This window comes from Nocardioides sp. Z22_16 (assembly GCF_058134365.1).
In genome coordinates, this window is the sequence record NZ_JBYTTI010000005.1 from 338101 (window position 1) to 364106 (window position 26006).

Annotated in this window: 26 protein-coding genes; 2 read left to right on the forward strand and 24 right to left on the reverse strand. The window is 71.6% G+C overall.

Annotated features, from left to right (window positions below; all coding sequences use genetic code 11):
- Nucleotides 1-44 precede the first annotated feature (44 nt).
- The 7 genes from AC3X7R_RS16770 to AC3X7R_RS16800 all read right to left on the reverse strand — a co-directional run bounded on the left by AC3X7R_RS16770 (nucleotide 45) and on the right by AC3X7R_RS16800 (nucleotide 9839).
- Nucleotides 45-1814, reverse strand: a complete 1770-nt coding sequence (locus AC3X7R_RS16770; RefSeq protein WP_489966820.1) for a proline--tRNA ligase — start codon at nucleotides 1812-1814, stop codon at nucleotides 45-47.
- A 139-nt stretch (nucleotides 1815-1953) separates the two neighbouring features.
- Nucleotides 1954-2793, reverse strand: coding sequence for a GNAT family N-acetyltransferase (locus AC3X7R_RS16775; RefSeq protein ID WP_489966821.1), 840 nt, complete (start codon nucleotides 2791-2793; stop codon nucleotides 1954-1956).
- Nucleotides 2794-2842: 49 nt separating this feature from the next.
- A complete protein-coding gene (gene ispG / locus AC3X7R_RS16780) occupies nucleotides 2843-3994 on the reverse strand; it encodes a flavodoxin-dependent (E)-4-hydroxy-3-methylbut-2-enyl-diphosphate synthase (RefSeq protein WP_489966822.1) in 1152 nt (383 codons plus the stop codon).
- Between the two features lie 48 nt (nucleotides 3995-4042).
- Entirely contained in the window at nucleotides 4043-5392 is a 1350-nt protein-coding gene (locus tag AC3X7R_RS16785) for a M50 family metallopeptidase (RefSeq protein ID WP_489966823.1), read from the reverse strand.
- The gene (gene dxr / locus AC3X7R_RS16790) at nucleotides 5389-6495 is read right to left on the reverse strand and encodes a 1-deoxy-D-xylulose-5-phosphate reductoisomerase (RefSeq protein WP_489966824.1); all 1107 of its coding nucleotides are present in this window, start codon (nucleotides 6493-6495) and stop codon (nucleotides 5389-5391) included. Before dxr ends, AC3X7R_RS16785 begins: the two co-directional genes overlap by 4 nt.
- Before the next feature lie 19 nt (nucleotides 6496-6514).
- On the reverse strand, nucleotides 6515-8398 hold the full coding sequence (locus AC3X7R_RS16795) for a propionyl-CoA synthetase (protein WP_489966825.1): 1884 nt from the start codon (nucleotides 8396-8398) through the stop codon (nucleotides 6515-6517).
- Nucleotide 8399: 1 nt separating this feature from the next.
- Nucleotides 8400-9839 carry a M1 family metallopeptidase gene (locus AC3X7R_RS16800; RefSeq protein WP_489966826.1) on the reverse strand — a complete coding sequence of 480 codons (1440 nt, stop codon included), beginning with the start codon at nucleotides 9837-9839 and terminating at the stop codon, nucleotides 8400-8402.
- A 165-nt stretch (nucleotides 9840-10004) separates the two neighbouring features.
- Between AC3X7R_RS16800 and AC3X7R_RS16805 the strand changes: the two genes are divergently transcribed.
- On the forward strand, nucleotides 10005-10868 hold the full coding sequence (locus tag AC3X7R_RS16805; RefSeq protein WP_489966827.1) for a serine protein kinase RIO: 864 nt from the start codon (nucleotides 10005-10007) through the stop codon (nucleotides 10866-10868).
- 40 nt (nucleotides 10869-10908) lie between these two features.
- On the opposite strand, the gene rlmN is transcribed toward AC3X7R_RS16805, so the two are convergent.
- The 7 genes from rlmN to rpsB form a co-directional block, all read right to left on the reverse strand.
- Complete coding sequence (gene rlmN, locus AC3X7R_RS16810; RefSeq protein ID WP_489966828.1) at nucleotides 10909-12033, reverse strand: dual-specificity RNA methyltransferase RlmN; 1125 nt, start codon at nucleotides 12031-12033, stop codon at nucleotides 10909-10911.
- 37 nt (nucleotides 12034-12070) lie between these two features.
- The gene (locus AC3X7R_RS16815) at nucleotides 12071-12448 is read right to left on the reverse strand and encodes a hypothetical protein (RefSeq protein WP_489966829.1); all 378 of its coding nucleotides are present in this window, start codon (nucleotides 12446-12448) and stop codon (nucleotides 12071-12073) included.
- Between the two features lie 103 nt (nucleotides 12449-12551).
- Nucleotides 12552-13427 (reverse strand): phosphatidate cytidylyltransferase, encoded by an 876-nt coding sequence (locus AC3X7R_RS16820; protein WP_489966830.1) that lies wholly within the window; start codon nucleotides 13425-13427, stop codon nucleotides 12552-12554.
- A gap of 9 nt (nucleotides 13428-13436) precedes the next feature.
- A complete protein-coding gene (frr, locus tag AC3X7R_RS16825; protein ID WP_489967094.1) occupies nucleotides 13437-13991 on the reverse strand; it encodes a ribosome recycling factor in 555 nt (184 codons plus the stop codon).
- Between the two features lie 64 nt (nucleotides 13992-14055).
- Nucleotides 14056-14772 carry a UMP kinase gene (pyrH, locus tag AC3X7R_RS16830; protein ID WP_489966831.1) on the reverse strand — a complete coding sequence of 239 codons (717 nt, stop codon included), beginning with the start codon at nucleotides 14770-14772 and terminating at the stop codon, nucleotides 14056-14058.
- Nucleotides 14773-14891: 119 nt separating this feature from the next.
- Nucleotides 14892-15707, reverse strand: coding sequence for a translation elongation factor Ts (tsf, locus tag AC3X7R_RS16835; protein ID WP_489966832.1), 816 nt, complete (start codon nucleotides 15705-15707; stop codon nucleotides 14892-14894).
- 49 nt (nucleotides 15708-15756) lie between these two features.
- A complete protein-coding gene (gene rpsB / locus AC3X7R_RS16840; protein WP_489966833.1) occupies nucleotides 15757-16764 on the reverse strand; it encodes a 30S ribosomal protein S2 in 1008 nt (335 codons plus the stop codon).
- A 386-nt stretch (nucleotides 16765-17150) separates the two neighbouring features.
- Between rpsB and AC3X7R_RS16845 the strand changes: the two genes are divergently transcribed.
- On the forward strand, nucleotides 17151-17720 hold the full coding sequence (locus AC3X7R_RS16845; protein WP_489966834.1) for a murein hydrolase activator EnvC family protein: 570 nt from the start codon (nucleotides 17151-17153) through the stop codon (nucleotides 17718-17720).
- Here the strand turns inward: AC3X7R_RS16845 and AC3X7R_RS16850 are convergent.
- The 10 genes from AC3X7R_RS16850 to rimM all read right to left on the reverse strand — a co-directional run bounded on the left by AC3X7R_RS16850 (nucleotide 17693) and on the right by rimM (nucleotide 26006).
- Nucleotides 17693-18631, reverse strand: a complete 939-nt coding sequence (locus AC3X7R_RS16850; protein ID WP_489966835.1) for a tyrosine recombinase XerC — start codon at nucleotides 18629-18631, stop codon at nucleotides 17693-17695. The genes AC3X7R_RS16845 and AC3X7R_RS16850 overlap by 28 nt on opposite strands.
- Before the next feature lie 35 nt (nucleotides 18632-18666).
- Nucleotides 18667-19803: a DNA-processing protein DprA gene (gene dprA, locus AC3X7R_RS16855; protein ID WP_489966836.1), complete on the reverse strand. Its 1137-nt coding sequence runs from the start codon at nucleotides 19801-19803 to the stop codon at nucleotides 18667-18669.
- On the reverse strand, nucleotides 19800-21380 hold the full coding sequence (locus tag AC3X7R_RS16860; RefSeq protein WP_489966837.1) for a YifB family Mg chelatase-like AAA ATPase: 1581 nt from the start codon (nucleotides 21378-21380) through the stop codon (nucleotides 19800-19802). The genes dprA and AC3X7R_RS16860 overlap by 4 nt, the downstream gene beginning before the upstream one ends.
- Complete coding sequence (locus tag AC3X7R_RS16865; RefSeq protein ID WP_489966838.1) at nucleotides 21380-21757, reverse strand: YraN family protein; 378 nt, start codon at nucleotides 21755-21757, stop codon at nucleotides 21380-21382. Before AC3X7R_RS16865 ends, AC3X7R_RS16860 begins: the two co-directional genes overlap by 1 nt.
- 122 nt (nucleotides 21758-21879) lie before the next feature.
- The gene (locus AC3X7R_RS16870; RefSeq protein WP_489966839.1) at nucleotides 21880-22188 is read right to left on the reverse strand and encodes a DUF2469 domain-containing protein; all 309 of its coding nucleotides are present in this window, start codon (nucleotides 22186-22188) and stop codon (nucleotides 21880-21882) included.
- A complete protein-coding gene (locus AC3X7R_RS16875) occupies nucleotides 22185-22937 on the reverse strand; it encodes a ribonuclease HII (protein ID WP_489966840.1) in 753 nt (250 codons plus the stop codon). The genes AC3X7R_RS16870 and AC3X7R_RS16875 overlap by 4 nt, the downstream gene beginning before the upstream one ends.
- Nucleotides 22934-23725, reverse strand: coding sequence for a signal peptidase I (gene lepB, locus AC3X7R_RS16880; RefSeq protein ID WP_489966841.1), 792 nt, complete (start codon nucleotides 23723-23725; stop codon nucleotides 22934-22936). The genes AC3X7R_RS16875 and lepB overlap by 4 nt, the downstream gene beginning before the upstream one ends.
- A gap of 36 nt (nucleotides 23726-23761) precedes the next feature.
- The gene (gene rplS, locus AC3X7R_RS16885) at nucleotides 23762-24112 is read right to left on the reverse strand and encodes a 50S ribosomal protein L19 (RefSeq protein ID WP_489966842.1); all 351 of its coding nucleotides are present in this window, start codon (nucleotides 24110-24112) and stop codon (nucleotides 23762-23764) included.
- A gap of 184 nt (nucleotides 24113-24296) precedes the next feature.
- Nucleotides 24297-25454 carry a tRNA (guanosine(37)-N1)-methyltransferase TrmD gene (gene trmD, locus AC3X7R_RS16890; RefSeq protein WP_489966843.1) on the reverse strand — a complete coding sequence of 386 codons (1158 nt, stop codon included), beginning with the start codon at nucleotides 25452-25454 and terminating at the stop codon, nucleotides 24297-24299.
- Between the two features lie 3 nt (nucleotides 25455-25457).
- On the reverse strand, nucleotides 25458-26006 hold the full coding sequence (rimM, locus tag AC3X7R_RS16895; protein WP_489966844.1) for a ribosome maturation factor RimM: 549 nt from the start codon (nucleotides 26004-26006) through the stop codon (nucleotides 25458-25460).

A 26006-nucleotide genomic window follows, 5' to 3' on the forward strand; every position in this document is an offset into this window, starting at 1 on the left:
ATGCAGTGCGTAAATCCGCAACACCCGTCCCACGTCGACGAGGCTCAGTCGCGCACGAGGGCGCTCAGGTGACCCGCCGCCTCCGCGACCGGGATCTCCTGCCGCTCCCCCGTCCGGCGGTCCTTCACCTCGACCAGCCCGTCCACCAGCCCACGGCCGACGGTGACGATGAGGGGGACGCCGATGAGCTCGGCGTCCTTGAACTTCACCCCGGGGCTGATCTTGCCGGTGCGGTCGTCGTAGAGGACGTCCAGCCCCGCACGCGAGAGCTCGCCGGCGAGCCGCTCGGCGGCCTCGAAGAGCGTTGCGTCCTTGCCGGCGGCCACCACGTGCACCGCCGCGGGAGCGACCTCGCGCGGCCAGCACAGCCCGATCTCGTCCAGGGTGTTCTCCGCGATCGCGGCCACGGCCCGCGAGGGCCCGATCCCGTAGGAGCCCATGGTCACCGTGACCAGCTTGCCGTTCTCGTCCAGCACCTTGAGGTCGAGGGCCTCCGCATACTTGCGGCCCAGCTGGAAGATGTGGCCCATCTCCACGCCGCGGGCGGACTCCAGCGTCCCCTGGTCGCAGCTCGGGCACGCATCGCCGTCGCGCACCTCGGCGGCCTCGATGGTGCCGTCGGGGGTGAAGTCACGCCCCACGACGAGGTCGAGCACGTGCCGCCCGTCCACGTCCGCGCCGGTCACCCAGCGGGTGCCCTCCACCACGCGGGGGTCGACCAGGTAGCGGATGCCGGAGGTCGACTCCTCCCCCAAGGCGGCGGGACCGATGTAGCCCCGGACGAGTGCGGGGTGCTTGCGCAGCTCCGCCTCGTCCATCGCCTCGACCTCGATCGGTTCCAGCTGACCCTCGAGACGCTTCTGGTCGACCTCACGGTCGCCCGGGAGACCGATCGCCAGCGGCTCCCGGGTGCCGTCGGGATGCTTGAGGACCACCAGGACGTTCTTGAGGGTGTCGCCGGCGCGCCAGGGGCGGTCGTCGCGGGGGAACCGCTCGTTGAGATGGTCGACCAGCGTCTCGATGGTCGGCGTCCCCGGGGTCTGCTCCACGTGCGCGGGCGGGGCGTCGTCGAAGGGCTGGGGCTCGGGCGCCCGGACCGTGACGGCCTCGACGTTGGCTGCGTAGTCGCAGGAGGTGCAGCGCACGTAGGTGTCCTCGCCGACGTCCGTCCGGGCCAGGAACTCCTCCGAGCGCGAGCCACCCATGGCGCCGGAGGTGGCCTTCACGATCACGTAGTCGAACCCGAGCCGGTCGAAGATCCGGATGTAGGCGTCGCGGTGCCGCAGGTAGGAGGCCTCCAGGCCGGCGTCGTCCACGTCGAAGGAGTAGGAGTCCTTCATCACGAACTCGCGGCCCCGCAGCAGTCCGGCCCGGGGCCGCGCCTCGTCCCGGTACTTCGTCTGGATCTGGTAGAGGGCGAGCGGCAGGTCCTTGTAGGAGGAGTAGAGGTCCTTGACCAGGAGCGTGAACATCTCCTCGTGGGTGGGGCCGAGCAGGTAGTCCCCTCCCTTGCGGTCGGTGAGCCGGAACAGGTTGTCGCCGTACTCGGTCCACCGGCCGGTCGCCTCATAGGGCTCCTTCGGCAGCAGCGCGGGGAAGAGCACCTCCTGGGCGCCGATGCCGTCCATCTCCTCGCGGATGATGTCCTCGATGCGACGCAGCACCTTCAGGCCCAGGGGCAGCCAGGTGTACATGCCCGGGGCCACCCGGCGGATGTAGCCGGCCCGGACCAGCAGCCGGTGGCTGGGCACCTCCGCCTCCGCCGGGTCGTCGCGAAGCGTGCGCACGAAGAGCTGGGACATCCGCATGATCATGGGCGCAAGGCTACTGGCGGCCGTCGGAGCCGACGAACCGGTGCACCCCCCACCCGTGAGGTGCGTCCTCCCAGCAGCTGACCGCCATGATCCCGGGGACGCCCTCACGGTCTGTTCAGGCCAGGGCTCAGGACGGGGCTCAGAACATGATGGTGGCGAGCCGCGCGGACTCGGTGAAGCCGGCGCGCTCGTAGGCCTTCCGCGCGCCGGTGTTCCAGTCGTTGAGGTAGAGGGAGACCACCGGCGCGATCTCGCGACGCACGTGCTCGACCACGGCCGCCATCCCGTGCGTGGCGAGTCCTCGGCCGCGCAGGTCCGGGGGGACGTAGACCCCCTGGACCTGGGCCGCGAAGGGGCTCGCGCAGGCGACCTCCGCCTTGAAGAGCACCCGTCCGTCCTCGATCCGCGCGAAGGACCACCCCCGGGAGACCAGCTGCTGGATCCGCGCCCGGTAGAGGTCGCCCCCTCCCCCGGCTTCCGGGGAGACCCCCACCTCCTCGGTGTACATCGACACGCAGGCGGGATAGAGCACGTCGAGGTCGGCCGCGGTCGTGGCCCGCACGGCGGGGTCGGGCTCGGCGGTCGGGGGTCCGCCGATCTCGAGGTGGGGCTGGTGCCACCGCTCCTCGCGGGGCTCGCCCCAGGCGCCGTCGAGTCCGTGCCAGAGCGCGGTCACGGCGGGCTCGGGACCGACCAGGGTGCTCGAACGCCGGACGCCGCGGGCGGCTCGAGCGGCGAAGAGGGCCGCGGACTCCGCGTCGCACTCCACCGGGACGAGGTTGGCCCCGACGTGGCAGGCGGCGACCATCTCGCCGTGCACGAACCGGCCCCACACCTCGCCCCCCAGCCACCGGGGATCGAGCCGGGTGGTCCGGGCGCGGTGGTCGACGAAGACGTTGACCACCGGGTCCCGGGCGGTCAGCTCCAGGAACTCCTGGAGGTCCAGCACCCCCAGGACCTGGATCTCGTCACTCGTCACGGCCGCGACCTTACTCGCCGTCGCGCGTCGAGCCTCGTCCCCGGAGACCTCAGGAGACCGAGACGGAGGCCCCGGCGCCCTCGACGGGCTCCATCCCCTCGGCGATGCGCAGGGCCTCCTCGATGAGGGTCTCCACGATCTGCGACTCCGGCACGGTCTTGATGACCTCGCCCTTGACGAAGATCTGGCCCTTGCCGTTGCCGGAGGCGACCCCCAGGTCCGCCTCCCGAGCCTCGCCCGGCCCGTTGACGACGCAGCCCATGACCGCGACCCGCAGGGGCACCTCGAGGCCGTCGAGTCCGGCGGTGACCTGCTCGGCGAGGGTGTAGACGTCCACCTGGGCCCGACCACAGCTGGGGCAGGAGACGATCTCGAGCCTGCGCTCGCGCAGGTTGAGGGACTGCAGGATCTGCAGGCCCACCTTGACCTCCTCGACCGGAGGCGCGGAGAGGGAGACCCTGATGGTGTCCCCGATGCCACGGCTGAGCAGAGCGCCGAACGCGGTCGCCGACTTGATCGTGCCCTGGAAGGCCGGACCCGCCTCGGTCACGCCCAGGTGCAGGGGCCAGTCCCCCGCCTCGGCGAGCAGCTCGTAGGCCCGGACCATCACCACGGGGTCGTTGTGCTTGACCGAGATCTTGAAGTCGTGGAAGTCGTGCTCCTCGAAGAGGCTCGCCTCCCAGACGGCCGACTCGACCAGCGCCTCCGGGGTCGCCTTGCCGTACTTCTCCAGCAGCCGCTTGTCGAGCGACCCGGCGTTGACCCCGATCCGGATCGAGGTGCCGTGGTCCTTGGCGACCCGGGCGATCTCCTTGACCTGGTCGTCGAACTGCCGGATGTTGCCCGGGTTGACCCGGACCGCCGCGCACCCCGCCTCGATCGCGGCGTAGACGTACTTCGGCTGGAAGTGGATGTCGGCGATGACCGGGATCTGCGAGTGCTGGGCGATCTGCGGCAGCGCGTCGGCGTCGTCCTGGCTCGGGCAGGCGACGCGGACGATGTCGCAGCCCGCCGCGGTGAGCTCGGCGATCTGCTGGAGGGTGCTGTTGACGTCGGAGGTGAGCGTGGTCGTCATCGACTGCACCGAGATCTGGTGGTCGCTGCCCACCCCCACGGATCCGACCTTGATCTGACGCGTCGGGCGACGCGGGGCGAGGACCGGGGGAGGTAGCGCGGGCATGCCCAGGCCGATGGCAGTCATGCGGTCAAGGCTACTGGGCAGGGCCCGACGGCTCGTGGCCGCCCGCGCTCACCCGGTGAGGCTGAGCGGGACGACGATGTCCCCGACGATGAGGACGACCCCCATGCCGAGCAGGGCGAGGCCGACCACGTAGGCGACGGGAAGCATCCTGGCCACGTCGACGTGGCCGGGATCGGGACGGCGCCGCAGCCGCGCGATCCTGCGCCGCACGCCCTCGTAGACGGCGCCCGCGATGTGGCCCCCGTCCAGCGGCAGGAGGGGGATGAAGTTGAACATCCCGATGAAGAAGTTGAAGCCCGCGATCAGCATCAGCATGAACGCGACCTTGTCCGTGGACGGCACGAGGTCGTGCGAGACCGCTTCACCGGCCAGGCGGCCGCCGCCGACGATCGAGACCGGACCCTCGCGATCGCGCTCCTCGAGACCGACGATCGCCTTCGCGACGCCCCAGACCTTCACCGGCAGCTGGGCCATCGCCTCCACGGTGTCGACGGTCATGTGGCCCATCCGGCCCAGGGTGTAGCCCAGCCCGCCGGTGGCCAGCTCGGTGACGGGGGTGACGCCCAGGAAGCCCACCTCCACCAGGGTCTCGTCGTCGTTCGAGGTGGGACGCGCGGTCACCATCGTGTTGGTGACGACCGTCTTCTCCTCGCCGTCGCGGCGGATGACGATCTCGGCCCGCCCGTCGTCGTTGCCGCGGATCTGGTCCTGGAGGACCTCCCAGTCGGTGATCGGCACGCCGTTGAAGCTGACGAACTCGTCACCCGGCTCGAGACCGGCGGCGAAGGCGGGGGCGACCGGGTCGTCCTCGCGGCAGACCCGCTGGTCCTCCGCGGCCGGCACCACGCAGGCCGAGACGTCGGCGACCTGCGGCAGGATCCTCGGGTCGTTCGGGTTGCCGTAGGTGGCGAAGAGCGGGGCGAAGATGGCCAGGGCGATCAGGATGTTGACCGTCGGCCCGCCCGCCATCACGACGACCTTCTTCCACGCCGGCAACCGGTAGAAGAGGCGGTCCTCGTCACCCGGCTCGACCAGCTCCCACTCGGCGGTCCGCGCGTCGGAGATCAGCTGGGTAAAGAGGCCGGTGTTGGACCGGCGCACCCGGAAGACCGGCTCGCCGTTGTCGTCGAAGCCTGCCGGCTCGGCGAGCTCGGCCGCGCCCGGGGGCAGCATGCCGACGATCTTCACGTAGCCGCCGAGCGGGATCGCCTTGACGCCGTACTCGGTCTCGCCGACCGTCTTGCTCCACACGGTCGGGCCGAAGCCGATGAAGTACTGCGTGACCTTGGCCCCGAACCTCTTGGCCGGAATCATGTGCCCGAGCTCGTGCAGGCCGATCGAGAGCAGGATGGCCAGCACGAAGAGCACGACGCCCAGGGTGTAGAGCAGCGCGGTCATGGAGCGGTATGGTCCCCTCGGATCAGGCGGCGGGCCTCCTCGCGCGCCCAGGTGTCGGCGGCGAGGACGTCGTCCACGGTCAGGTTCTCCTTCGAGGGTACGCCGTGCTGGTCAAGGACGTGCTCGATCGTCTCCACGATCTGGGGGAACCGGAGCGCCCGCGCGTGGAACGCCTCGACGCACTCCTCGTTGGCGGCGTTGTAGACCGCGGGGGCCGTGCCGCCCGCCTCGCCCGCGCGGCGGGCCAGCCGCACGGCGGGGAAGACGTCGTCGTCCAGGGGCTCGAAGCGCCAGTCGGCGGCCCGGGTCCAGTCGATGGGGGTCTCCGCGTCCGGCACCCGGTCGGGCCATCCCATGCCCAGCGCGATCGGCACCAGCATGGTCGGCAGCCCCAGCTGGGCGACCACGGCCCCGTCCACGAACTCGACCATCGAGTGGATCAGCTGCTGCGGGTGGACGACCACGTCGATCCGGTCGAAGGGGACGTCGAAGAGCAGGTGCGCCTCGATCACCTCCAGCCCCTTGTTGACCAGGGTGGCGGAGTTGGTGGTGATGACCCGACCCATCGCGAAGTTGGGGTGGGCCAGCGCCTGGTCGGGCGTGACCTCCTCCAGCTCGGCCCGGTCACGGCCACGGAACGGTCCGCCGGAGGCGGTCAGCACCAGCCGGCGCACCTCCTGCGCGCTCCCGGCCCGCAGGCTCTGGGCGATGGCGCTGTGCTCGGAGTCCACCGGCACGATCTGCCCGGGGCGGGCCAGGTCCCGCACCAGCGGCCCCCCGATGATGAGCGACTCCTTGTTGGCCAGCGCGAGCGTGCTGCCTGTCTCCAGGGCCGCCAGCGTGGGGCGCAGCCCCACCGCCCCGGTCATCGCGTTGAGGACGACGTCGCAGGCCGTCGAGGCCGCCTCGACGCAGGCCTCCTCCCCCATCCCGGAGAACGCGGGGGCGAACTCGGCGACCTGCTGGGCGAACAGGTCGGGCCGACTGCCGCCCGCGGTCAGGCCGACCACCCGGAAGCGGTCGGGATGGGCCCGCACCAGGTCGAGGGCCTGGGTCCCGATCGACCCGGTGCTGCCGAGGATGACGACGTCGCGCTGGTTCACCCGCACAGTCTCGCAGGGGCTACGGACGACGCAGCACCGGCCGCAGGGTCTCCAGCACGCTCTCGTCCTCGATGGTCGACGGCACCGGGGTCTCCTTGCCGTCCGCGATCTCCCGCATCGTCCGGCGCAGGATCTTCCCGCTCCGGGTCTTGGGGAGCCCGCCCACCACCGTGACCTCCTTGAAGGCGGCCACGGCGCCGATCTCGCTGCGCACCAGGGCGACCAGCTCGTCGCGGATCTCGTCGGGGTCGGCCTCCACGCCGGCCTTCAGCACCACGAACCCGCGCGGCAGCTGGCCCTTGAGCTGGTCCGCGACGCCGATCACCGCACACTCCGCGACCGCCGGGTGGCGGGAGATCACCTCCTCCATGGCGCCGGTGGAGAGCCGGTGCCCGGCCACGTTGATCACGTCGTCGGTGCGTCCCATGACGAAGAGGTAGCCGTCCTCGTCCAGGTAGCCCCCGTCGCCCGAGAGGTAGTACCCCGCGAAGGCCGACAGGTAGGAGGAGACGTAGCGCTCGTCGTCCTGCCACAGGGTCGGGAGGGTCCCGGGCGGCAGGGGCAGCCGCAGACAGATCGCCCCCTCCGCCCCGGCGGGCACCGGGACCCCGTCGGGCCCGAGCACCTGCACGTCGAAGCCGGGCACCGGGACCGAGGGCGACCCCGGCTTGATGGGCATCGGCTCCAGACCTCGCAGGTTCGCCGCGATGGGCCACCCGGTCTCGGTCTGCCACCAGTTGTCGACCACCGGCACCCCCAGCCGCTCGGTCGCCCACTGCCAGGTCTCGGGATCGAGCCGCTCGCCGGCGAGGAAGAGCGTCTCGAGCGTGGGGAGGGCACCTGCGGCGAGGAAGGTGCCGTCCGGGTCCTCCTTCCGGATCGCCCGGATCGCCGTGGGCGCGGTGAGCAGCGCTGTGACGCCGTGCTCGCGGACCACCCGCCAGAAGGCCCCGGCGTCCGGCGTGCCGACGGGCTTGCCCTCGTAGAGCACCGTGGTGGCTCCCGCGATCAGCGGCGCGTAGACGATGTAGGAGTGGCCGACCACCCAGCCGACATCGGAGGCGGCCCACCACACGTCGCCCTCCCCGACGCCGTAGACGTTCTTCAGCGACCAGGCCATCGCGACGGCGTGACCGCCGTGGTCCCGGACGATCCCCTTGGGACGTCCCGTGGTCCCGGAGGTGTAGAGGATGTAGAGCGGGTCGGTGGCGGCCACCTCCACGCACTCGGCCGGCTCCGTCCGGCCGGCCCGCATCGCGACGTCCCAGTCCAGGTCGCGGCCCTCGGTCAGCGAGGCCGCCACCTGGGGGCGCTGCTTGACGACCACAGCATCCGGGGCGTGGTCGGCGAGCTCGAGCGCCCGGTCCAGCAGGGGCTTGTACTCGACCACGCGGCTCGGCTCGATCCCGCAGCTGGCAGTCACCACCACCGACGGGGCGGCGTCGTCGATCCGCACGGCCAGCTCGTGGGGCGCGAAACCCCCGAAGACCACCGAGTGCACCGCCCCGATCCGGGCGCAGGCGAGCATGGCGACCACCGCCTCCGGGATCATCGGCATGTAGATCACCACCCGGTCCCCCGCGCCGACCCCGAGGTGCCGGAGCACTCCGCCGAAGGCGGCGACCTCGCTGAGCAGCTCCGCGTAGGTCAGCTGCCGCTTCGTCCCCGTCACCGGCGAGTCGTAGATGAGGGCGACCCGGTCGGCCCCGCCGCGGACCACGTGCCGGTCCAGCGCGTTGAAGCAGGTGTTGAGCGTCGCGCCCGGGAACCACCGGTAGTGCGGAGGGTCGTCGCCGTCCAGCACCCGGTGGGGCTTGGTGAACCAGTCGACCAGGGCGGCCTGCCTCCCCCAGTAGGCCTCGGGGTCGGCGATCGACTCGGCGTGCTCCTCGCGGTAGCCCATCTCAGACGAGTCCGTTCGCCACGGTGGCCTCCGGGCGGGTGGGCTCGCGCAGCCACACCCGGAAGAAGTCGGTGAGGTCCTCGCCGCTCAGCTCGGACGCCAGGGCCTCGAACTCCTCCGAGCTCCCGTGACCGTCCTTGCGGGTCTCCAGCCACGTGCGCAGCAGGAGCCAGAAGCGCTCCTCGCCGATCCGGTGCCGAAGCGCCTGGAACGTCATCGCCCCGCGCGTGTAGACGGGCTCGTCGAAGATCCTGCCGCGGCCGGGATCGGCGATGCGCAGCCGCCAGAACGAGGACGGCATCGAGCCGTGGAGGCGGGTGAGCCACTCCTGGGAGTCGCTGCCGTCGGTCAGCTCGGCGTGGCGACGCTCCATGAAGGTGGCCGCTCCCTCGTTGAGCCAGATGTCGCGCCAGCCGGAGATCGAGACGCTGTCACCGAACCACTGGTGGGCCAGCTCGTGGACCAGCAGCCAGTCCATGCCGCGACCCAGCGCCGGGTAGGTCGGCCGGGTCTGGTTCTCCAGCGCGAAGCCGGGGTCGAGGGAGGTGACGATCCCGCCGGTGCTGGAGAACGGGTAGTCGCCGAGGTCGCGCTCGAGCTGCGCGACCAGTCCGGGCGTCCGTCGTAGCACCCGCATGGACGACCGCCGCGTCGGCGCGGGCAGGCGCGAGGAGACGGCGAGGGTCCACGGGAGCCCGTCGGTCACGCCCCGCTCGACGTCGAAGCGCCCCGCGGCGAAGAACGCGAGGTAGGAGGCCATCGGCTCGTCGGTCCGCCAGCGCCAGGTGGTGGTCGCGCCCTTGGTGCGGCGGGAGACGAGGTCACCGTTGGCCACGACCTTCTTGCCCTTCGGGACCCGCACGGCCAGGGCGAAGGTCGCCTTGTCGGTCGGGTGGTCGTTGGCCGGGAACCACCACGGCGCCATGTGCGGCTGGTTCATGGTGACCACCTCGTGGCGGTCGGCCAGCCAGTTGGACTCCCCGGCGTAGCGCTCGCGTCCCGGTCGGCCGGCGTACCTGACCACCACGGCGACCGGGACGCCCGGCTGCAGCGCCGTCGCCGGGCGAACCACCAGCTCGTGCCCGTCCGTCTGCCGGTGGCGGGCCCTCGCGCCGTCCACGGTCACCCGGGAGACGGGGAGGAGGAGGTCGAGGTTGAACGAGGACAGCTCGGCGGTGGGCACCAGGGTCACGGTGGCGCGCCCGCGCAGCCTGCCCTCCTCGAAGTCGTAGCCGACCGCGACGTCGTAGTGCTGGACGTCGATCCCGCCGTTGCCGTCGAGCGGGAAGTAGGGGTCCCCGATCCCCGGTCCTCCGGGGCCTGGGACCGCGGCCTGCTGTGCGGCTCCCGCCGAGGGGGCCGCGGCGAGGCAGAGGGCGAGGGTCGTCGTCAAGGTGGCCGCAAGCGCACGCGCCCGGCAGGTTCGGGGTGCCCGAGTCATGTCGGTCAACGTACCGCGAAAAGAAGTTGCCCAGCCGGTACGCCACCACCGAGCATGGTCACGTCCGGGCGACGTGCGCCCAGCGAGAAGTGAGGAGGCGCGACATGTCCACGACTGTCCTCTGCCTGTCCGCAGACCACCTCACTCACCGCTGGAGACCCGCCCATGCCCTCGGACCCGCACGCGTCCACCCCTGAACCCTCCTCGCTCCACCCCGACTTCGTCTTCGACTTCCGCGCCTACGACGAGCTCGACGACCCGACCCGCCGCTGGTCCACCTGGTTGGAGGTGGAGCCCCTGATGCGCGGCCCTGAGCCGCGGCCCGACTGGGTGGTGACCTCGCAAGGGGCCCTCGACACCGACCTGGGCGTCCTCAAGACCGGCAAGGAGGCGGACGTCCACCTGCTGGAGCGCGCGGACCCCCACCACCCGGGGACCGGTGTGGTGATGGCGGCCAAGCGCTACCGCGACGTCCACCACCGGTCCTTCCACCGCGCGGCGGTCTACACCGAGGGCCGCTCGGTGCGGCGCTCACGCGACCAGCGTGCCCTGAAGCGCGGGTCCACCTGGGGACGCACCGTCGCCGCCGGCGAGTGGGCGCTCGCGGAGTGGGCCGCCCTCACGCGGTGCTGGGAGGCCGGCCTGCCGGTCCCCTACCCGGTGCAGGTCGACGGGACCGAGATCCTGATGGAGTGGATCGAGGTGGACGGGTCGACAGCTCCCCGTCTGGCCCAGACCAGGCCGGAGACGGCGCTGCTCCACCACTGGTTCGAGCAGCTCCACGAGGCCCTGGGCACCATGGTCCGGGTGGGCCTGGTCCACGGCGACCTCTCGGCCTACAACATCCTGGCGGCCGGTGAGCGCCTGGTGGTGATCGACCTGCCCCAGGTCGTGGACCTGGTGGGCAACGCCCAGGGCCCGGACTTCCTGCTGCGCGACTGCGCCAACCTCTGCCGGTGGTTCCGCTCCCGGGGCCTCCCGGCCGACGAGCACGATCTCTTCGCCGACCTGATGGGTCAGGCGTTCTGAGGAGGATGCCCGGGGACTCCGCACTCCCCTCGGCCGCGCCTCACTCGGAGGCGGCGAGCTGCCCGCAGGCCCCGTCGATCTCCCGGCCCCGGGTGTCGCGCACGGTGGTCGGGATGCCCTTCGCCTCCAGGCGGCGGACGAACTCGCGCTCGTCGCGAGGGTCCGAGGCCGTCCACTTCGATCCGGGCGTGGGGTTGAGCGGGATGAGGTTGACGTGGACCCAGCCCCAGTCGCCGTAGGAGTTGAGCACGTCCCCGAGCAGGTCGGCGCGCTCACCCTGGTCGTTGATGCCCCGCATCATCGCGTACTCGATGGAGACCCGACGCTTGGTGGTGCGTGCGTAGTTCCACGCGGCCTCGACCGTCTCGGCCACCGAGAACCGGGTGTTGATCGGGACCAGCTCGTTGCGCAGCTCGTCGTCGGGCGCATGGAGCGAGAGCGCGAGGGTGACCGGGATCCCCTCCTCGGCGAGCTGGTTGATCCGCGGCACCAGCCCGACGGTGGAGACGGTGACACCCCGGGCGCTCATCCCCAGCCCCGCGGGGGTGGGGTCGGTCAGCCGGCGGACGGCGCCGATCACCGCCTTGTAGTTGGCCAACGGCTCGCCCATCCCCATGAAGACCACGTTGGAGACGCGACCGGGACCTCCGGGGACCTCGCCGCGGTGCATGCTGCGGGCCGCCGCCACCACCTGCTCGACGATCTCGGCGGTGGACATGTTGCGTTGCAGTCCGCCTTGGCCGGTGGCGCAGAACGGGCACGCCATCCCACAGCCAGCCTGGCTGGAGACACAGACCGTGGCCCGGTCGGGGTAGCGCATCAGCACCGACTCCACCAGAGCCCCGTCGAAGAGCTTCCACAGGGTCTTGCGGGTGGTGCCCCGATCGGCCTCGAGGGTGCGGAGCGGGGTCATCAGGTTCGGCAGCAGAGCGGAGACGAGCTCGTCACGCTGGGTGGCGGGCAGGTCCGTCATCTCGGCGGGGTCGTCGGCCAGCCGCCCGAAGTAGTGGGTGGAGAGCTGCTTGGCCCGGAAGCCGGGCAGGCCCAGGGAGGTCAGCAGCTCCTTGCGCTCGTCGAGGTCGAGGTCGGCGAGGTGCCGCGGCGGCTTCTTGCGACCACGGGGCTCGTCGAAGACGAGGGGCAGGAGCGGGGGTGTCTGGGACATCTCCACGATTCTCCCACTCCGTGGGCCCCTCCCCCAATCAGGAGTCGGCCTGCACCATGAAGTAGAGGACCAGCGAGGCGACGCCCAGGACGACCAGCGCGGTCAGCACCATGCCCACGAACATGAACTGGGCGAACCGGCGGGTCCGGCGCCGCACGAGCAGCCCGGCGGGGACCAGCAGGAAGAGGAGGACCAGCGGGAAGTACTTCTCGGCCGTCTCGTAGGGGAAGAAGAGGCGCAGCGCCGCGGCGAAACCCCCGGGGACGGCGGTGACGAAGAGCATGCCCGTGAAGAAGCCGGTCAGCGCCGCGAACGTGGGGTGGCTGCGGTTCCACCACTCGAGCGGCGAGCCGGCCCGCGTCGTGGGCGGACCCGTCTGCTCCCCGGAGTGCTGGTGGGCCTGCTCAGTGGTCATGGTCGCTCATCCTAGGGCGGAGGACCCCCGAACGGCGCCTCGACAAGCCGGGGACGCACCGATGCCCCGGGGTCGGTCAGAACGGCTGGAGCAGGCAGCGCGGTCAGAAGACCAGGTAGTGGAGGAGCAGCCAGGTCGGCGCGATCGTCGCCAGCAGCGAGTCCAGCCGGTCCATCAGTCCACCGTGGCCGGGGATCACGTGGGACATGTCCTTGATCCCGAGGTCGCGCTTGATCACCGACTCGACCAGGTCGCCCAGCGTGGCCATGACGACCGTGATCAGCCCCAGCACCACCCCGACCCACCAGTCGCCCTCCAGGAAGTACGTCACCAGGTACCAGCCGGCGGCGACGCAGGCAGCCGCGGAGCCGGCGAACCCCTCCCAGGACTTCTTGGGCGAGATGACCGGCGCCATCGGGTGCTTGCCGAACAGCACGCCGGCGGCGTACCCCCCGGTGTCGGAGGCCACCGTGACGAGGATGAAGACGACGATCCCCTTCACCCCGTCGTCCCAGCGGACGAAGTCCACGGTCCCGCCCTCGGACAGCATGAGCCCCACGAAGGAGGCCAGGAAGGGCAGGTAGACCAGGACGAAGACCGACGCGGTCGCGTTGCGCACGTAGCCCTCGACGCCGCGGCGCAGCAGCCACAGCATGATCACCAGGGCGGTCACGGCCGTCGCGGTGACCAGGGCGGGGGCCCCCCAGAAGTAGGCGACCAGGACCATCACCACGCCCCCGAGCATCAGGGGCTGCTCGGGGAGGTCGATCTGCTTCGCCAGGAAGCCCCGGCGCAGCTCCCACACCCCGATCACCACGGCGACGGCGACGACCAGGACGAAGGCCGTCTTCCAGAAGTACAGCGTCCCCGCAACCAGGGAGAGGAGGACGACAGCGGACGCCACGGCCGCCGGGAGGTTGCGCCCGGCCCTGCCGTGGTCCTTCTTCGGCTGTTCCGCCGGGGTCGTGGAGGTGGTCATGGGTGGCGCTCAGACCTCGAGCAGCTCGGACTCCTTCTTCTTCAGCATCTCGTCGATGTGGTCGGTGTGAGTCTTGGTGAGCGCGTCGAGGCGCTTCTCGGCCCCGGCCACGTCGTCCTTGCCGACCTCGCCGTCCTTCTCCAGCTTCTCCAGGGACTGCTTGGCGGCCCGCCGGACGTTGCGCACGGAGACCCGGCCGTCCTCGGCCTTGCCCTTGGCGAGCTTGATGTACTCCTTGCGCCGCTCCTCGGTGAGCTCGGGGAACGCGCACCGCAGCACCCGACCGTCGTTCGAGGGGTTGACGCCGAGGTCGGAGTCACGCACCGCCCGCTCGATGGCGTCCATGGCCCCTTGGTCGAAGGGCGCGATGAGGATGACCCGGGCGTCCTGGGAGGTGAAGGTCGCCAGGCTCTGCAACGGCGTGGGCGACCCGTAGTAGTCGACGACGATCTTGCTGAACATGCTCGGGTTGGCGCGGCCCGCCCGGATCGTCGCGAACTCCTCGCGGGTCGACTCGACCGACTTGTCCATCTTCTGCTCCGCCTCGCGGAGGATGTCGCTGATCACGTCTGCATACCTACTCTCGGTGAAACGGTCGGACTGGCGTCTCGATGACGGTCGGCGGGGCTCAGGCTTCCCGGCTGACCAGGGTGCCGATCTTCTCACCCTGCACGATGCGCAGGATGGCTCCCTCGTCCTCCATCCCGAAGACGATCAGGGGCATGTTGTTCTCCATGCAGAGTGCGAAGGCGGTGGCGTCGGCCACCTTGAGGCCGCGCTGCAGTGCGTCGGAGAAGGTGAGGGTGTCGAGCTTGGTGGCCGTCGGGTCCGTGCGCGGGTCGGCGGTGTAGACGCCGTCCACCCCCTGCTTGGCCATCAGGACCACCTCGCACCTCGTCTCCAGCGCGCGCTGGGCGGCGACGGTGTCGGTGGAGAAGAAGGGCATCCCGGCACCGGCGCCGAAGATGACCACGCGGCCCTTCTCGAGGTGCCGGATGGCGCGCCGCGGGATGTAGGGCTCGGCGACCTGCCCCATGGTGATCGCGGTCTGCACCCGGGTCTCGATGCCCTCCTTCTCCAGGAAGTCCTGGAGGGCCAGGCAGTTCATCACCGTGCCGAGCATGCCCATGTAGTCGGCGCGGGCGCGGTCCATCCCCCGCTGCTGCATCTCGGCGCCGCGGAAGAAGTTGCCTCCGCCGACCACGATGCTGACCCCCACGCCGGAGCGGACCACCGCGGCGATCTGACGGGCGACCTTGGAGACGACGTCGGGGTCGACACCGATGCGTCCGCCACCGAAGACCTCTCCGGAGAGCTTGAGCAGGACACGGGAGTACGCCGTCACGCGAGATCCTTTCGCCGGGGCGAGGTCGAACGGGGACACGCGAAGGCCGGTCCGATGGTCATGTGTCGATCCACCGAACCGGCCTCCTCGTTGTTGCTGCTAGCCGAAACCCTATCGGGTCAGGCGCCGACCTCGAACCGCGCGAAGCGCGTGATCGTCACGCCCGCGGCGTCGAGGACGGCCTTCACGGTCTTCTTGTTCTCGGTGACCGACGGCTGCTCCAGCAGGACGACGTCCTTGAAGAAGCCGTTGAGCCGGCCCTCGGTGATCTTGGCGATCGCCTGCTCGGGCTTGCCCTCCTCGCGCGAGGTGGCCTCGGCGATCTCGCGCTCCTTGGCCACGACGTCCGCGGGGACGTCCTCGCGGGTGAGGTACTGCGGGCGCATGGCCGCGATCTGCATCGCGGCTCCGCGAGCGGCCGCCTCGTCGTCGCCGGTGTACTCCACCAGGACGCCCACGGCGGGCGGCAGGTCGGCGGCACGCTTGTGCATGTAGGCCACCACCTTGCCGTCGAAGTGGGTCACCTGGCCGAGCTCGATCTTCTCGCCGATCGTGATGGCGAGACCCTCGACGACCTCGCCCACGGTCTTGTCGCCCAGCGACACGGCCTTGAGGGCCTCCGCGTCGCCCGCCTTGGCCGCGTCGGCGGCGTCGGCGATCTTCTGGGCGGTCGCGACGAAGTCGTCGTTCTTGGCGACGAAGTCGGTCTCGGACTTGAGCTCGAGCAGGGAGCCGCCCGAGTGGGCGACCAGGCCCGCGGAGGCCTCGCGCTCGGCGGCACGGTTGGCCGCCTTCGCGGCGCCCTTGACGCGGAGCAGCTCGACGGCCTTTTCGAAGTCGCCGTCGGTCTCGGTGAGCGCCTTCTTGCAGTCCATCATGCCGGCGGAGGTCAGCTCGCGGAGCTTCTTGACGTCGGCTGCGGAGAAGTTAGCCATGTTCCTTCTTCCTCGAATTCGGTGTGGTCTCGCTGCGGGAGCGAGAGGGTCAGGCCTTCTCGGCGGGCGCCTCGTCGGCGGGCGCGGCAGCCTCGGCGGCCGGAGCCTCGGCGGCGTCGGTGGCCGGAGCCTCGGCGGCGTCGGTGGCCTGCTCGGCGACAGCGGCCGCAGTCGCCTCGTTGGCGGCAGGGGCCTCGCCCGCGGCGCCGGTCGCCTCGGAGGCGGGGGTGTCGTCGCTGGACGCGTCGCCACCGGTCGCCTCGACGGCGGCCTTCTCGGCGTCACCGGAGAGCAGCTCGCGCTCCCACTCGGCGAGCGGCTCGCCCGCGGCGACGCTGTCGCCGGAGCCGGCTCCGGTCTTGGCGCCCGAGCGGGCGATGAGGCCCTCCGCCACGGCGTCCGCGACAACGCGGGTGAGCAGGCCCACCGCGCGGATGGCGTCGTCGTTGCCCGGGATCGGGAAGTCGACGACGTCGGGGTCACAGTTGGAGTCGAGGATGCCGACGATCGGGATGCGCAGCTTGCGCGCCTCCTCGACGGCGAGGTGCTCCTTGTTGGTGTCGACGATCCACACCGCGGAGGGGGTCCGGGTCATCTCGCGGATGCCGCCGAGCGACTTGTTGAGCTTGTCGCGCTCGCGACGCATCTGCAGCAGCTCCTTCTTGGTGCGGCTGCTGCCGGCGACGTCGTCGAAGTCGACCTCGTCGAGCTCCTTGAGGCGGTTGATCCGCTGGTGCACGGTCTGGAAGTTGGTGAGCATCCCGCCGAGCCAGCGCTGGTTGACGTAGGGCATGCCGACGCGGGTCGCCTGCTCGGCGATCGCCTCCTGGGCCTGCTTCTTGGTGCCCACGAACATGATCGTGCCGCCCTTGGCGACCGTCTCCTTGATGAAGGCGTAGGAGCGGTCGATGTAGGCCAGCGACTGCTGCAGGTCGATGATGTAGATGCCGTTGCGCTCGGTCATGATGAAGCGCTTCATCTTGGGGTTCCAGCGACGGGTCTGGTGCCCGAAGTGGACGCCGCTCTCGAGCAGCTGGCGCATGGTCACGACTGCCATGGTGTTCTCCTGTGTCGGTGCAGGCACCCTGTCGCTTCGCCTCCTGTGGGAGACGTGGCCGGGCCCTGCGCTAGGTTTTCAGTTCACTGCCGCCGACGGGTGCCGGAGGCCCTGACGCTCACGCGCGATCCCACCCACCTCTCGCGAGGTGGGACCGAGGATCGGCGCCCGCGGGCGGGCGGGGCCTCAGAAGAAGACGACCCCGTCGCGGTCTGCGAGCGTGCGAAGTCAGCCCATGAGGGCTGCTGGTACGAGAATAGTTCACCCGGAGGCTCCCGGGCCAATCGCAGCCGGCGCACCTCCACAGGGCGCGGCCCCGACCCTCTCCTCCACAGCCCGGGGCCGGTTCCCGGGCACCCGGCGGAGGCAGGTCCCAGGATCGGCGCATGCCCCTGGTGAGCACCGCAGTCGCAACCGCCGTCAGCGCCGCAGCCGGCGCCGCTCTCGTGCTCGGCACCCTCGCCCCCGGAGCCGAGCCACCCGAGTCCGCGCGGGGGACCTGGCCGCTCGCACCTGTGCCCGTGGTCGTGCAGCGCTTCGACCCGCCGCAGCAGCGCTGGTTGTCGGGCCACCGGGGAGTCGATCTCGCGGGACGCCCGGGGCAGGGGGTCCTCTCCGCCCTCCCCGGGCGCGTCACCTTCGCCGGCCGGGTCGCCGGGAAACCGGTGGTGGTCGTGAGCCACGGTCCGACACGGACGACCTACGAGCCGGTGGTCCCCCTCGTCGAGGTGGGCGCCCGGGTGGAGGGCGGGGAGCGACTGGGGCTCCTGTCGCTCCCGTTCTCGCACTGCTACCCCGCCGCCTGCCTGCACTGGGGGCTGCGCCGGGGCTCCACCTACCTCGATCCCCTCACGCTGGTGGGCGCGGCGGTACGGGTCCGGCTGCTTCCCCTCGCTCCCCGCGTGCCCACGCGCTGGGGCCCGGTGGCTCAGGCCCGCGGGTGGGCCTGGCGGTAGGCCTTCCTGAGCCTGTCGGTCGTGACGTGGGTGTAGAGCTGGGTGGTGGAGAGGGACGCGTGCCCCAGGAGCTCCTGGACGGAGCGCAGGTCCGCACCACCCTCGAGCAGATGCGTCGCGACCGTGTGCCGCAGCCCGTGCGGGCCCATGTCCGGTGCCCCCGGCACGGCCCGCAGGTGGTCGTGCACCGCGGTGCGGACGACCCGCTGGTCGATGCGTCGGCCGCGTGCCCCGAGGAAGAGCGCCGGACCGGAGTCGGCGCAGACCAGCGCGGGGCGCCCCGCGCCGGTCCAGTCGGCCAGCGCCTGGTCGGCGGGCTGTCCGTAGGGGACGACCCGCTCCTTGCGTCCCTTGCCCAGCACCTTGAGCACACGCCGCTCCGGGTCCACGTCGTCGACGTCGAGCCCCACCAGCTCCCCCACCCGGATGCCGGTCGCGTAGAGCACCTCGAGCATCGCCGCGTCGCGCAGTCCGAGGGGGCTCCGGTCGTCGGCCCGCCGCGCCGCGACCGTCATCAGGTCGGCCGCCTCGTCGGCCCGCAGCACCGACGGCAGGCTGCGGTCCAGCTTCGGCGACAGCAGGGAGGCACCGGCGTCGGACGACGCCCGCCCGGTGCGCGAGAGCCAGGCGGTGAAGACCCTCACCGCGCTCGCCCGCCGAGCCACCGTCCGCCGCGACATCCCCAGGGTCTGCTGCTTGGCCAACCAGCTGCGGAGCGTCCGCAGGTCGATCTCGTCCAGCTCGCCGACGCCGAGGCGCCGCGCGTGCTCGAGCATCCCGGCGATGTCGTGGAGGTAGGCCTTCACCGTGTGGACCGAGAGATCGCGCTCGGAGACCAGGTGCCGTTCGTAGGCGGCGAGCGTCCGCGCCCAGTCCTCGGGCAGGTCGGGACCCTCGACCTGCTCGCTCATGGCCCGATCCTAGGAGGCGGGGGCCCCGCGACGCGTCAGGCTCGCGCGTCCACGCTGAGCATCCACCCGCTGGGCCGGCGATGGACCATCCCCCTCTCCTCCAGCGTCATCAGCGCCCGGTAGACCTCGCGCACGCCGATCCCCGCCGTGCGGGCGATCGAGTCCGTCCCGGCCGGGTGCGCGACCGGGACGGCGTCGAGCACCTGGCGGTGCCGCGCGGTCAGCCGGTCGCGAGGACGCGGGGCCGCGCGGGGCACCTCGACCAGGTGCTCCCCCGACCCGCCCAGGATCTCCAGGACGTCGTGCCCGCCCGTCACCAGCACCGCGGCACCCGACCTGATCCTCTCGTGGACCCCCTGCGACTCGGCGGCGGTGATCGGACCGGGCACACCCATCAGTGGCCGGTTCAACCGCTCGGTCCAGGCCGCCGTGCTCAGCGCTCCGCTCCGGACGGCGGCCTCGACCACGACCGTCCCGCGGCCCAGGGCTGCGATGATCCGGTTGCGGGCCAGGAAGCGCGTCCGCATGGGAGCGCACCCCGGCGCGGTGTCGGAGACGACGGCACCGACCTCGGCGATGTGGTCGAGGAGCTCGCGGTGCGCGGCCGGGTAGGCGCGGTCCACCCCGCAGGCCAGCACCGCGATGGTGGCGGCCCTCACCGAGAGCGCCCCGCGATGGGCGGCCTGATCGATCCCGAAGGCGGCTCCGGAGACCACGCAGAAGCCGGCCCGTGCCGTGATCGCGGAGAGCTCCCTGGCCGCCAGCTCCCCGTAGCCTGTCGAGCTGCGCGACCCGACGACGGCGACGCCGTCCCCCAGCTCGTCGAGACGTGCCCGGCTGCGCACCCACAGCCCCAGCGGCACCCCGCCGCGACCGTGGACCGTCCCCGCTGTGGCGAGCCCGTCGAGTCCGGCGGGCCACTCGGCATCCCCGGGAACCACGAACCGCAGCCCTCGCCGCTCGGCGCGCTCCAGCTCGGCCTCGGGGGCCAGGGACGCCAGCCTGGCCGCCACGTCGACACCCACTCCCTCGAGAGGACGCTGGGCCAGAAGGAGGTCCCTGACCTGGACGGCACCGAGCTCGCCGACCAGGCCCGCGAGCCGGGGGTCCCCCGGCTCGCCGAGACGACTCAGCGCGACCCGCGCCAGCCGCTCCGGCTCGGGTGCGCTCACCGCGCCGCCACCATGCTGGCGGCCTTGAGGGGGTCTCCGGTCCGCAGACGCAGGGCGGTGTCGACGTCCTCCTCGCACGGAGCAGGCCTGCCTCGCAGGTCGGCCACCGACCAGGCCATCCGATGCACCCGGGTGGCTCCCCGCCGGGTGAGCCGCCCGGCGAGGAGGAAGTCGTCGAGCAGCCGCTGCCCGGCGTCCGGCAACGGCCACTCTTCACGCAGGACGTGACCGGGCACCTGCCCGTTGAGCCGCCACCCCCGGCCGGCATAGCGATCGGCCTGACGCTCGCGGGCGGTCGAGACCCTCCCGCGGATGAGGGCGGAGCTCTCCCGGAGCTCGAAACGGTCGCCCCCGTGCGCGCGCACCGGTGGCACGTGTCGCGAGATGTCGATCCGATCGGTGATCGGGCCCGAGACCTTGCGCCGGTAGTCGCGTCGCACGACCTCCTGGCACTCGCACCGGTTCTCGCCCGCGGTCGGGTGGTACTCGCCGCAGGGGCACGGGTTGGCCGCCAGCACCACCATGCCGCGGGCGGGGAAGACCGCGGCCTCCTCCCCCCGCACCACTCGGATCTCGCCGCTCTCCAGGGGCTGGCGCAGGCCGTCGATGACGTCGGCGCGGAAGAGCGGGAACTCGTCGAGGAAGAGGATGCCGCAGTGGGCGCGGCTCAGCTCCCCCGGCCTGACCCGACCGCTCCCGCCACCCAGGATGCTCGCCTTCGAGGCGTCGTGGTGCGGTGCGCGGAACGGCGGCCGGACGAGGAGCTCCTGCACGGGCGCCAGCGGCCCCGACAGGGACCGCACCGCGGTGACCTCCAGCGCCTCCTCACGCGTGAGGTCGGGGAGGATCCCGGGGATCCTCTCGGCCAGGCTCGTCTTGCCCGCACCCTTGGGCCCGGAGAGGAGCAGGTGGTGCCCGCCGGCCGCGGCCACCTCCACGGAGAACTTCGCGTCCTCCATGCCGAGGAGGTCAGCCATGTCGAGCTCGTCGGTGCGGTCCTCCCCCCGCCAGCTGAGCAGCTGGCTGCCCGACGGCTCCGTGACCGGCTCGGCCACCGGCACGAGGTCACCGCGGAGCTGGGCCACCACCTGGCCCAGGGACCGCACCCCGAAGACCTCCACGTCCGGGACCATCGCCGCCTCGCGCGCCTGCGGCTCGGGCACGAAGACCCTGCGGAAGCCGCGCTGCGCCGCCGCCATCACCATGGGGAGGACACCGGCCACCGGCCGGAGGCGTCCGTCGAGGCCCAGCTCGCCGATGAAGACCGTGCCGGCCAGCCCCTCGGGGGGCACGTCCCCGTCTGCCGCCTTGACCCCCAGGGCGATCGCGAGGTCGAAGTGCGTGCCGCGCTTGGGCAGGTCGGCCGGGGCGAGCAGGATCGTCACCCGCCGCGTGGAGGGCCACTGCGGCGCGTCGTGGGTGATCGCCATCCGCACGCGGTCGCGCGCCTCGAGGAGGGACGCGTCCGGACGACCCACGATGGTGGCTCCGACCACGCCCGGGGAGATGTCGACCTGGACCTCGATGAGGTGCCCGACCGCCCCCTCCAGGACGAAGGTGTGCGCGGTGGCCACCATCAGCACACGCCACGGACGTGGTCGACGATCGCTGCCCCTCGGCGGGGGCGCAGGACGGCGACGAGGTCGATGCGGACCCCCTCGGGATGCACGTCGTGGGCGTGCAGCCACTGCCCGGCGAGGCGCTGGAGGCGCCTCAGCTTCGCCTCGGTCACCGCCTCGTGGGGCGTGCCGAAGGCGTCGCTCGACCTCGTCTTGACCTCGCACACCACCAGCGTGCGGCCGTCCCTGAGCACCAGGTCGATCTCGCCGGCCTCGCCGTGCCAGTTGCGGTCGAGGACCACCATCCCCTTGTCGACGAGGTGGCGCGCCGCCATCTCCTCGCCGTAGGCGCCCAGTGCGTGGTTGCGTCCCGTCCGGGGGCCGCTGGCCGTCATGTCGTCGTCTCCATGCGGAGAGCGTGCCGCCCGCGCGCCCTGGCGCGACGAGGCTGCGGCAGGACGCTGTGCGGAACCGGCGGCGACGACGCCCTGTGGAGGGCCAGCGGCCCGTCACCGGGTCAGGGCTTCGGCAGGTCCATCTCCTGGTGGCTCAGCTCCTCGACATTGACGTCCTTGAAGGTGAGCACCTTGACGTTCTTGGCGAACCGGGCCGGCCGGTACATGTCCCACACCCAGGCGTCGCTCATCGAGAGCTCGAAGAAGACGTCGCCGTTCTCGGTCCGCGCCTTCACGTCGACCTGGTTGCACAGGTAGAAGCGACGGTCGGTCTCGACGACGTACTTGAAGATCGACACGACGTCGCGGTACTCCCGATAGAGGGTGAGCTCCATCTCGGTCTCGTACTTCTCGAGATCCTCGGCACTCATCGACTCTCCTGTGGGTTCGGGCGGACCTCGACACTATCCGTCGCAGGTGGGGCTGACGGCGATTGCGGCGGCGGTTCGCCGGGACCTTCCAGGCCGGCCGCCCGCCGGACGTTGACGAAGCGCCGCCGGTGGGCGGGACAGGGCCCGTGCTCGGTCAGCGCCGCACTGTGCACCTGGGTGATGTAGCCCTTGTGGGTCTTGAAGTCGTAGTGCGGCCACGTCCGGTCGATCTCCCGCATCAGGCGGTCGCGGGTCACCTTCGCCAGCACCGACGCGGCCGCGATGCAGGCGGCGACCCGGTCCCCCTTCCACACCGCCAGGCCCGGGACCTCGAGCCCGTCGACCGGGAACCCGTCGGTGAGCACGTAGGCCGGGCGACGGTCCAGCAGCGCGACGGCCCGACGCAGCGCCTCGACGTTGGCCACGTGCATCCCGAGGCGGTCGCACTCCTCGTTGCTGACGACCACCACCGACCACGAGAGCGCCCGTCGGGTGATCTCGGCGTAGCAGGCCTCGCGAGCGCGCTCGGTGAGCAGCTTGGAGTCGGCCAGTCCGGGGACCACGCCCCGCCTGCCCTCGGGGAGGATGCAGGCGGCCGCGACCAGGGGTCCGGCGCAGGCTCCCCGGCCCGCCTCGTCGACGCCGGCGACCGGCGTCAGACCGACCCGGCCCAACGCGCGCTCGTACCCGTAGAGGCCGGCGTCCCGCCGCACGGTGACCCCACGGGGCAAGGCAGTGGACCGGCTCATCCGGATCCGGCTGCCGCCACGTCGTCGAAGGTGCCGGGACGCTGGACCCACCGGAAGTTGTCCGTGGGCCAGAGCACCAGGAAGACCTTCCCCACCACCTGGTCGACGTCGACGAACTCGCGACCCGGGACGCAGTCGGTCTCGTCGGGCAGGCACATCTTGGAGGTGGAGTCGGCACTGTGGCCGCGGTTGTCGCCCATCACGAAGACGTGCCCCTCCGGCACCGGGCCCGCCTTCCAGTCGCAGGAGCCGATCATCGGCCCGTTGCACTGTGTCCCCGGGTCGTCCTTGACGTAGTCGTCCTCGGCGAGGGGCTCGCCGTTCACGGTGATCCGCCCCTCCGCGTCACAGCACTCGATCACGTCGCCCGCGACCCCGATCACGCGCTTGACCAGGTGACCGCCCGACGGATAGAGCCCGATCTTGGTCATCGCCTTCACCAGAGGGTTGTCCGGCTCCTCCAGGGTGCTTCCGTTGAGCCAGCCACCGGGGTCCTTGAAGACCACCACGTCGCCCCGCTGCGGCTCGCCGTCCCCCCAGTACGAGACCTTCTGGACCAGGATCCGGTCGTTCTCCACCAGCCCGGGCTCCATCGACTCCGACGGGATGTAGAACGCCTGGACGAAGAAGGTCTTGACGATCACCGCCAGCACCAGGGCCACCCCGAGCAGCAGCGCGGTCTCCTGCCACAGCGGCATGTGCTTGCGGCCGGCCTGAGACACAGAAGACCGCGATCCTTCCTCCACGTCGTCGTCGGTGGAGAAGGGATCGCGGTCTTCGTGAGTCACGACCAGAGACTAACCAGTGCTCGGTCAGGACGAAGCTCAGGCCTCGCGGCGCTCCTTGATCTTCGCCTTCTTGCCGCGCAGGTTGCGCAGGTAGTAGAGCTTGGCGCGACGCACGTCACCGCGGGTCACGATCTCGATCTTCTCGAAGATCGGGGAGTTGAGGGGGAAGGTCCGCTCGACGCCCACGCCGAAGGAGACCTTGCGCACCGTGAAGGTGCGGCCGACGCCCGAGCCGTGGACGCGGATCACGACGCCCTGGAAGACCTGGACGCGCGAGCGGTTGCCCTCGGTGACCTTGACGTGGACCTTGATGGTGTCGCCGGCGCGGAAGGCGGGAACGTCGTCGCGCTTGATGGCGTTGCCGAGCTCGGCAATGAGGTTGGTCATGCTGTTCTCCTCGCGATCGCCACAGGTCAGCCGCGGATGTCATCGTGCACGGACGGCCCCCACGTCTCGACCGGCGCACCGGCACCCCCTGTGGCAGGCGTCCGGCGCAGATCCCCCGCGTGCATGCTCCGGGGCAATCCTCGGTCGGTGTGGACCAAGGAGGAATTCTGCCAGACGCGGTGGTTCAGCGTGAAATCCGCTTGGTCAGCGTCGTCACACCCGGCTCGGGAGAGCCGCCGGGACTCGGCCGGTAGCCGGCGCGCTTGCAGAACCGCAGGGTCCGCTCGCTCCTCCCGACCACGTGCAGCACGTAGGAGGTCGCCTCCCGGGGCGCCAGGGCCTCGGCGGTCTCCAGCATGGCCCGCCCGATCCCCTGTCCCTCGAGGTCGGGGACGACCATGAGGCGGTCGACCTCCCAGGCCCCGCCGTGGAGTCGGCCGCGGACCGCCGCGACCAGCCTGCCCTCCCGACGCGACGTCAGCACCGTCCACTCCCCCAGCCAGCGGCGGACGTCGTCGGCCCCCTCACGGAGGGCATCGACGGTCACCCCGGGGGAATCACGCTGGACGCCGGCGGCGCAGGCGAGCTGCAGGGTCAGCACCTCACCCGCGTCCGCGGGGGTGGCCGGGGCGACCTGCCCGGCACCGGGCAGGCTGGCGGGTGCGAGCAGGTCGGGTCGGCGCTCGGCGGTCCGCTGACGGGCCTGGTCGAGACGCCAGCGGCTGATCGCGGCATGGTTGCCCGAGAGCAGCACGGGCGGCACCTCGTGCCCCCGCCACGTGGCGGGCTTGGTGTAGACGGGGTACTCGAGCAGTCCGTCCTCGTGCGACTCCTCCGCCAGCGACTCCGGGTTGCCCATGAAGCCCGGCAGCAGCCGGACCACGGCCTCGGTGACGGCCAGGGCCGCCACCTCCCCGCCGTTGAGCACGTAGTCGCCCAGGGAGACCTCGCGCACCTGGGCGACCTCACGGGCGTGGTCGATGACCCGCTGGTCGATGCCTTCGTAGCGTCCGCAGGCGAAGACCAGGTGTTGATGCCCGGACAGCTCCCGTGCCTGGGCCTGGGTGAACGGCGTGCCGCTGGGGGTCGGGAAGACCACCGTGGGCCGCGGGCTTTCGGCGAGCAGCTCGTCCAGCGCCTCCCCCCAGGGCTCGGGCTTCATCACCATGCCGGCGCCGCCGCCGTACGGGGTGTCGTCGACCGTCCGGTGCCGGTCCCGGGTCCAGTGCCTGAGGTCGTGGACGCTCACCTGGAGCAGGCCGCTGTCCCGCGCCCTGCCGGCCAGGCTGAGCTCGAGGGGCGCCAGGTACTCCGGGAAGATGCTGACGATGTCGATCCGCACGACTCACGCCTCGTCGGGGAAGGGACTGACCAGGCCCGGGCGGTCCGCGACGACCACTCGTCCCGCCTCGACGTCGATCTCCGGCACCAGGGCCCGCACGAACGGCACCAGCGTCTCGCGGCCGTCGTGGGCCGTCACCTGGAGAAGGTCCTGGGCGGCACCCGCGACCAGGCCGCGCACGGTGCCGATCCGCTCACCCTCCTCGTCGACCACCTGCAGGCCGACCAGCTGGTGCTCGTAGAACTCGTCGGGGTCCTCCGGGGTGGCGTGCACCGGCAGGTCGGCGTGCATGACGATCCCCCGGGCGGCCTCGGCCGCGTTGCGGTCGCCCAGCTCCTCGAAGCCGAGCAGCAGCACCCCCTGGTGCCAGCGGCTCGACCTGACCGTGAGCTGGCCCAGGGAGCTGGCCGAGCCCTTCGGCGGCTCCGCCCGGAGCCTGGCGCCGACCTCGAACCGGCGCTCCGGCTCGTCGGTACGGACGTCCACGGTCACCTCACCCCGAAGGCCGTGCGGCTTCCCGATCCGACCCACCACCACGTCGATGCTCTCCAC

What these genes read in the sequence shown, in the direction of transcription:
- AC3X7R_RS16875 (WP_489966840.1), bottom strand. Translation starts at nt 22,937, where the DNA reads ATGAGCCGGTCCACTGCCTTGCCCCGTGGGGTCACCGTGCGGCGGGAC.
- AC3X7R_RS16815 (WP_489966829.1), bottom strand. Translation starts at nt 12,448, where the DNA reads ATGACCACTGAGCAGGCCCACCAGCACTCCGGGGAGCAGACGGGTCCG.
- AC3X7R_RS16795 (WP_489966825.1), bottom strand. Translation starts at nt 8,398, where the DNA reads ATGGGCTACCGCGAGGAGCACGCCGAGTCGATCGCCGACCCCGAGGCC.
- AC3X7R_RS16865 (WP_489966838.1), bottom strand. Translation starts at nt 21,757, where the DNA reads ATGACGGCCAGCGGCCCCCGGACGGGACGCAACCACGCACTGGGCGCC.
- rpsB (WP_489966833.1), bottom strand. Translation starts at nt 16,764, where the DNA reads ATGGCAGTCGTGACCATGCGCCAGCTGCTCGAGAGCGGCGTCCACTTC.
- AC3X7R_RS16860 (WP_489966837.1), bottom strand. Translation starts at nt 21,380, where the DNA reads ATGGTGGCCACCGCGCACACCTTCGTCCTGGAGGGGGCGGTCGGGCAC.
- AC3X7R_RS16845 (WP_489966834.1), top strand. Translation starts at nt 17,151, where the DNA reads ATGCCCCTGGTGAGCACCGCAGTCGCAACCGCCGTCAGCGCCGCAGCC.
- AC3X7R_RS16785 (WP_489966823.1), bottom strand. Translation starts at nt 5,392, where the DNA reads ATGACCGCGCTGCTCTACACCCTGGGCGTCGTGCTCTTCGTGCTGGCC.
- rplS (WP_489966842.1), bottom strand. Translation starts at nt 24,112, where the DNA reads ATGACCAACCTCATTGCCGAGCTCGGCAACGCCATCAAGCGCGACGAC.
- AC3X7R_RS16870 (WP_489966839.1), bottom strand. Translation starts at nt 22,188, where the DNA reads ATGAGTGCCGAGGATCTCGAGAAGTACGAGACCGAGATGGAGCTCACC.
- AC3X7R_RS16850 (WP_489966835.1), bottom strand. Translation starts at nt 18,631, where the DNA reads ATGAGCGAGCAGGTCGAGGGTCCCGACCTGCCCGAGGACTGGGCGCGG.
- AC3X7R_RS16800 (WP_489966826.1), bottom strand. Translation starts at nt 9,839, where the DNA reads ATGACTCGGGCACCCCGAACCTGCCGGGCGCGTGCGCTTGCGGCCACC.
- AC3X7R_RS16805 (WP_489966827.1), top strand. Translation starts at nt 10,005, where the DNA reads ATGCCCTCGGACCCGCACGCGTCCACCCCTGAACCCTCCTCGCTCCAC.
- tsf (WP_489966832.1), bottom strand. Translation starts at nt 15,707, where the DNA reads ATGGCTAACTTCTCCGCAGCCGACGTCAAGAAGCTCCGCGAGCTGACC.
- AC3X7R_RS16770 (WP_489966820.1), bottom strand. Translation starts at nt 1,814, where the DNA reads ATGATCATGCGGATGTCCCAGCTCTTCGTGCGCACGCTTCGCGACGAC.
- ispG (WP_489966822.1), bottom strand. Translation starts at nt 3,994, where the DNA reads ATGACTGCCATCGGCCTGGGCATGCCCGCGCTACCTCCCCCGGTCCTC.
- AC3X7R_RS16820 (WP_489966830.1), bottom strand. Translation starts at nt 13,427, where the DNA reads ATGACCACCTCCACGACCCCGGCGGAACAGCCGAAGAAGGACCACGGC.
- rlmN (WP_489966828.1), bottom strand. Translation starts at nt 12,033, where the DNA reads ATGTCCCAGACACCCCCGCTCCTGCCCCTCGTCTTCGACGAGCCCCGT.